Below are 5,310 nucleotides of genomic sequence, written 5' to 3'. Positions count from 1 at the left end.
CCACCGCCCAGCTGCGGCGGCTGGCCCGCGCGGCCGCCCCGCTGGCCCAGCTCTACGCGAGCATCGCCGCCTCGGAAGCCACTCACGTCAGCGCGCTCACCGCGCTCGCCGCCCGGAGCCATGGCTGATGACCGCGACCCCGACGCCCACCACGGCGCCACAGCCGGTGCGACCGGTACCGGCGCTGCAGGCGGCGCTCGCCGCGGAACACACGGCCGTATACGGCTACGGCATCGCGGGCGCCCTGCTGACCGGCGGCGACCAGGCGGCGGCGGTCGCCGACTGGCGGACGCACGAGCAGGCCAGGGACACTCTGGAGGCGATGATCGTCAAACTCGGCGCCACCCCGGTCGCCGCGAGCCCCGCGTACGCGCTGCCCTTCGCCGTCAACGACGCGCGATCCGCGCGGCGGCTCGCCGCGGCGCTCGAAGACGGCGTGACGCAGGCCTACCTCGGCCTCGTCGCTGTCTCTGACACGACGTTGCGGACCTTCGGCGCGCTGGCGATGCAGCCGCCGGCGCAGCGGGCGGCCGCGTGGCGCGGCTCTACCGTCGCGTTCCCTGGCATGGGGGCCTTAGTCTCCGCATGGGGGGCTCCCCGCCCCCATATCCCCCCGGCCCTGGCACGCCCGGCAGCTAATACCGGCTGATAACGGCGCCGGCCCCGGGCGAACCTCAGTCCCGGTTCTGCGGCAGGGAAAGCACCCGGGCGATGGCAGTCGCGGCCGCGTCAAGGTCGTCAGCGATCGAGATCCGCTCCGCCCACGACCACCAGAACCACCACATGCCGTCCCCGCAGCGGTCGGCGTACACATTCTCCTCGAGTGCCCGCGCCCCGGGGTTCACGACATACACGCTCGGCTTTCGCCCCGGCGGCGCCATCAGCCAGGCCTCAAGCCCGCGGTGCGTCAGTTCGTCGACAAGCTTGTCAAGATAGACAGACTGTGCGTGGTTCCCCTTAGCTTCCACCGCTTATCACCGTTGTTACCAATAGTAGTTTCCTGGAACTTAGCGTGCGGGATCGTTTCAGCATGCGCTTGCTTCCACAGCTCCGCAGCGCGCAGCAGAAAATCCCCCCCAGGGGCCAGAACTCAGTGGCTTTCATCTATGGTACGGAACAAAGCTCGGCCGGGACCGGTTCTGCGTGCAAAATCGTCAATCTTGATACGGCACGGGTGAGCCCCACATAGAGCCGCCGCAGGCCGTAGGCCTCGCCAGCCGCGATGCGGCCAGGCTCGCCGAGCACCACGTGATCGAACTCGAGCCCCTTGGCGAGCGTGACCGGCACGACGACCAGGCGCGCGTCCCCTGACGCGGGCTCGGCGCCAAGCACGGCGAAGTCAAGACCGGCGGCCCGCAAGGCAGCGGCGACCTCGGGCGCCTGGGCGTCCGCGCAGATGACCGCCACGGATCCGGGCAGGTCAAGCGCGCTGGCGCAGACCGACGCCAGCCGCCGGCCGTACTGGGCGGGCGGCACCGACTCGACGGTCAGCGACCCAGGATCCTGCCGCAGTGACGCCGCGGGCCGCAGTCCAGGCGCGATCGAGGGCAGCAGCTGAGAGGCGTAGTCGAGGATCTGCCGCGGCACCCGGTAGCCCACGTCGAGTTCGCGCACCGCGGCGTCTGGCTTGCCGAGGTGGCCGAGCAGGGCCGGCCAGGAGGTGGCCGCCCAGGGCGTGGTGCCCTGCGCGATGTCGCCGAGCACGGTGGCCGACCCGGTAGCGCACCGCCGCCCGATCGCCCGGCACTCCATCGGTGACAGGTCCTGCGCCTCGTCCACCACCACGTGCGCGAGGCTCGGCGTGCGCTCGATGAGGTCGGCGGCCTCGTCGATGAGCACCTGGTCGGCGCGGCTCCACCGGGCGGAGCCGGGGCCGCGCGCCGGCACCGGCCATACGATGGCCTGCTGCTCGGCCGCCGACAGCAGTCCGTCGGCGTGCGCGGCGAGGTTCGCCGCCGACGACAGCAGGCCGAACACCAGCCGTTTCGCGTCCACCTTCGGCCACACCTGGTCGACGCAGGCCCGTACCGGCGCGGAGCGCCGTACCGCGTCGTGCGTCCGGTCGTCGCAGGTCTCCCCGGCGGCTTCCATCCTGGTGAGGATCACGTGCGCGATGCGGTGCCCGAGCAGTTCCCGCCCCGCCCCGTACCGGACGCCGCGGTTGCGCAGCTCCCCGGCCAGCTCGGCGATCTCGTTCGCGGGCACCCGCCAGCGCCGTGATCCGCGTGGCAGGACCAGGGCGTCGGCCGGCAGCCTGATCGCCGCCCAGAGCGCGCGGCGCAGCACGTCGGCCATCCGCGCGTCGCCCTTGACCCGGCCGGCCTCGTCGCTGTCGGCGCCGCGCGCCGGGACCGAGGCCACCAGTTCGGTGACGGTGGTCTGGGTTACGTCGAGTTCGCCGAGGGCGGGCAGGACGTTCCTGATGTAGGAGAGGAAGGCGAGGTTCGGCCCGACGACGATGACGCCGCGCCTGGTCACTTGCTCCTTGTGCGCGTACAGCAGGTAGGCGACGCGGTGCAGCCCGACGGCCGTCTTCCCGGTGCCCGGCGCGCCCTGCACGCACACGGTCCGGCTGGCGTCGCCGCGCACGATGTCGTCCTGGTCGGGCTGGATGGTGGCGACGATGTCGCGCATCGGCCCTGATCTCGGCCGCTCGATTTCCGCGATGAGCAGCTGACTGGTCTTTTTTTCTTCGGAACGTACGCGCCCGTCTCCGGTACCGGCCGTGGCTGTGAAGATCTCGTCTTCGTAGGCGGTGAGCTGGGCCCCGGAGAATCCGAAGCGCCGCCGCAGCGCGATCCCCATCGGGTCGGCCTGGCTGGCGCGGTAGAAGGGGCGTGAGACGGGAGCGCGCCAGTCGATGACCACCGGGGTCCCGTCCTGGTCGTGCACGTGGCGCCTTCCGATGTGGAAGGCGCCTTCTTCGTCGTAGTCGAGCCTGCCGAAGAACAGCGGCGCGTCGGGGATGTCCTTGAGCGATTCGGCGCGGCGGTACAGGTCGGCCTTGAGGTATTCGAGGGAGACCGGATCCCCGGCCATCGGGTTGATGGCGAGGACGTGCTCGCGCATCAGGCGGAGGAATTCTCGTGATTGGGTGAGATGGGCGCGCTCGGCGCTGATGACAGGATCTTCGCCACCGGCGGGCATGGTTAACAGCCCCCTATCGATGGGTTTCTTGGGCGCGAAGCTCAAAACTGTAGCGCCGCCGCCCCGTGAAGTCACTTTATTTTTTGCCGAGAACTAAGGTTCTCGACCGCACACTGGGACCATGGGTGAACTCACCGTGCACACCGGAACATGGCTGCCGGAGGACCGGTTCGCCTCGCCATGGCATTACCTGCCTGTCGAGGTGGCGCCGGGAACGGCCGCGCTGCGCGTGGCACTCGAGTATGACCGCGCCGGCGCGGTGCTTGACCTCGGCTGCATTGGCCCGTCCGGGTTCCGCGGCTGGTCGGGGGGTGCCAGGGAGTCGTTCCTGATCGGGGCGGAGTCGGCGACGCCCGGGTACCTGCCCGGCGAGGTCGAGGCGGGCTTGTGGCAGGTGATGCTCGGCCTGCACGCGGTGCCGCCGGACGGTGTCCGCTACCGGGTCACGGCGGAGCCGTCCACCGGGACCGCGGACGGCTGCCATCTCCCGGCGGCCGCGAGCGCTCCTCCGGTGCCGTCCAGCAGGCCCGCTCGGCGGGAGCTGCCTGCGAGGCCGGGATTCCGCTGGCTGGCGGGCGACCTGCACGCGCACACCCTGCACTCTGATGGCGCGATGACCGTGCCTGAGCTGGCTTGCTTCGCGGTCGAACGCGGCCTGGACTTCATCGCGGTGACCGACCACAACACGATCAGCCACCACGCCGAGCTTCCGGCCGCGGCCCGGCGGTACGGGATCGCGCTGCTGCCCGGCCAGGAGGTGACGACCGCGCACGGGCACGCGGGGGTGCTCGGCGACACCGGCTGGATCGACTTCCGGCGCAGTCCTGATGACTGGCTGGACGCGGCCGAGCGCGGCGGCGGCCTGATGTCGGTCAACCATCCGATCGCGGGACCGGTCAGCTGGCTGCACCAGATGCGCCGGCGGCCGCCGCTGGTGGAGGTGTGGCACTGGAGCTGGCTCGACCTGAGCTGGACCACGCCGCTGGCCTGGTGGCAGGCGTGGGATCCCGCGGCGGTTCCTGTCGGTGGCAGCGACTGGCACAGGCACGGGTCTGATGCGCCGCCTGGCGTTCCCACGACGTGGGTGGAGAGCGCGGACGCGAGCACCGAGGCGATCCTCGACGGGCTGCGGGCCGGGCGGGTGGCGATGACCGCGCAGCGCGATGGCCCCGTCCTGCTCAGGAACGACGGCGAGCTGGTGGCGATCGGGGCGGACGGGCTGACGCTGGCCGGCCCTGACGGCGCCTACTGCCGGGTCAGGGGGGATCTCGCGCGGCTGCCCGGCGCTCCCGGCTACCACCGGCTGCTCACTCCGGCCGGGGCGACCCTGGCCCTGGCGCCCGCCGCCTAGCCGAGGAGCTACTCCGGTGCGGCGGTCTCGGCGAGGAGGCGGACCCGCGCGTGCAGCAGTGCCCGGTGCGCGGTGAGGTCGTCGGCCTGATCCGGCTTGTCCGGGTGCTCCCCCGCGCTGATCGCCTGCTCTAGCCGCTCGCTAGCGTTCGCCGCGTCGATGGTCTCGAAGACGACCAGCGGGTCGGCCTCGGCGGCCAGCCAGGTCTTGTCGAGCAGGCCGCGGGCGTCACCCACCCACACGTCCTTGAGGCCGCCGCCCGTGCCGTGGTCGATCAGGACCGACAGGGCGTGCTCGTCGTCGCCGTAGGCGAAGGTCGCCGTCACCGATTCCTGCCGGCCGCCGACGTCGCTGTAGTACCAGCACTTCTCTACCGCCGGGGCGCCGATCATGGCGGCCCAGCCAGGGTCGGGCACGCCGGCCGCAACCACGCGCCCGGCGGCCTCGGTCGCGGCCGAGCGCAGCTCAGCCGACCCGATCGCGCCGAAGATGCGCAGCAGCGCAAGCGCTTCTGGCGTGCCGCTTTCCTCGGCGGCGGGCACTATCGCGGTGGCGAGCACGGCCATGACCTCGGGTGCCCCCGCCGCGTCCGATGCCAGCGCGCCGATCATGTCGGAGCCCCACAGTTCCGCGTCGACCGGCCCGTTGATATGAGAGAGCACGTCCTGCGCCTCGCGAAGCACCACGCCGAATGCCTTCGAGGGGTCGATCGGCGCGAACAGCTCAGCGATATCGGCCTCGTCCATCCTGGTATCTTTACACGCCTATTCGCTCGCGACGCGATGAATGTCGCATTCGGCCGTCCGCGGCGG

General features: G+C 71.5%; 5 protein-coding genes. 2 read left to right on the top strand and 3 right to left on the bottom strand.

Annotated features, from left to right (window positions below):
- The first annotated feature begins 127 nt into the window (after nucleotides 1-127).
- Complete coding sequence (locus WA805_RS31190; RefSeq protein WP_424561686.1) at nucleotides 128-649, top strand: ferritin-like domain-containing protein; 522 nt, start codon at nucleotides 128-130, stop codon at nucleotides 647-649.
- 25 nt (nucleotides 650-674) lie between these two features.
- Here the strand turns inward: WA805_RS31190 and WA805_RS31185 are convergent, their stop codons facing one another.
- Together WA805_RS31185 and WA805_RS31180 are read right to left on the bottom strand one after the other, a co-directional pair.
- On the bottom strand, nucleotides 675-968 hold the full coding sequence (locus tag WA805_RS31185) for a hypothetical protein (protein ID WP_422282009.1): 294 nt from the start codon (nucleotides 966-968) through the stop codon (nucleotides 675-677).
- Between the two features lie 136 nt (nucleotides 969-1,104).
- Nucleotides 1,105-3,147 carry a HelD family protein gene (locus WA805_RS31180; protein WP_425244127.1) on the bottom strand — a complete coding sequence of 681 codons (2,043 nt, stop codon included), beginning with the start codon at nucleotides 3,145-3,147 and terminating at the stop codon, nucleotides 1,105-1,107.
- A gap of 121 nt (nucleotides 3,148-3,268) precedes the next feature.
- Between WA805_RS31180 and WA805_RS31175 the strand changes: the two genes are divergently transcribed.
- Complete coding sequence (locus tag WA805_RS31175) at nucleotides 3,269-4,498, top strand: CehA/McbA family metallohydrolase (protein WP_422337553.1); 1,230 nt, start codon at nucleotides 3,269-3,271, stop codon at nucleotides 4,496-4,498.
- A gap of 8 nt (nucleotides 4,499-4,506) precedes the next feature.
- Here WA805_RS31175 and WA805_RS31170 read toward each other — a convergent pair whose 3' ends face one another.
- Nucleotides 4,507-5,244 (bottom strand): hypothetical protein, encoded by a 738-nt coding sequence (locus WA805_RS31170; protein WP_422282015.1) that lies wholly within the window; start codon nucleotides 5,242-5,244, stop codon nucleotides 4,507-4,509.
- Nucleotides 5,245-5,310: the final 66 nt, after the last annotated feature.

Source organism: Trebonia sp. (genome assembly GCF_049794275.1).
Taxonomy (GTDB): domain Bacteria; phylum Actinomycetota; class Actinomycetes; order Streptosporangiales; family Streptosporangiaceae; genus Trebonia.
Note: the sequence above shows the minus strand (reverse complement) of the source record. Positions and strands in the feature narration are given on the sequence as shown.

Coding starts and splice junctions, on each gene's coding strand:
- WA805_RS31190 (WP_424561686.1), top strand. CDS start 128: ATGACCGCGACCCCGACGCCCACCACGGCGCCACAGCCGGTGCGACCG.
- WA805_RS31180 (WP_425244127.1), bottom strand. CDS start 3,147: ATGCCCGCCGGTGGCGAAGATCCTGTCATCAGCGCCGAGCGCGCCCAT.
- WA805_RS31175 (WP_422337553.1), top strand. CDS start 3,269: ATGGGTGAACTCACCGTGCACACCGGAACATGGCTGCCGGAGGACCGG.
- WA805_RS31170 (WP_422282015.1), bottom strand. CDS start 5,244: ATGGACGAGGCCGATATCGCTGAGCTGTTCGCGCCGATCGACCCCTCG.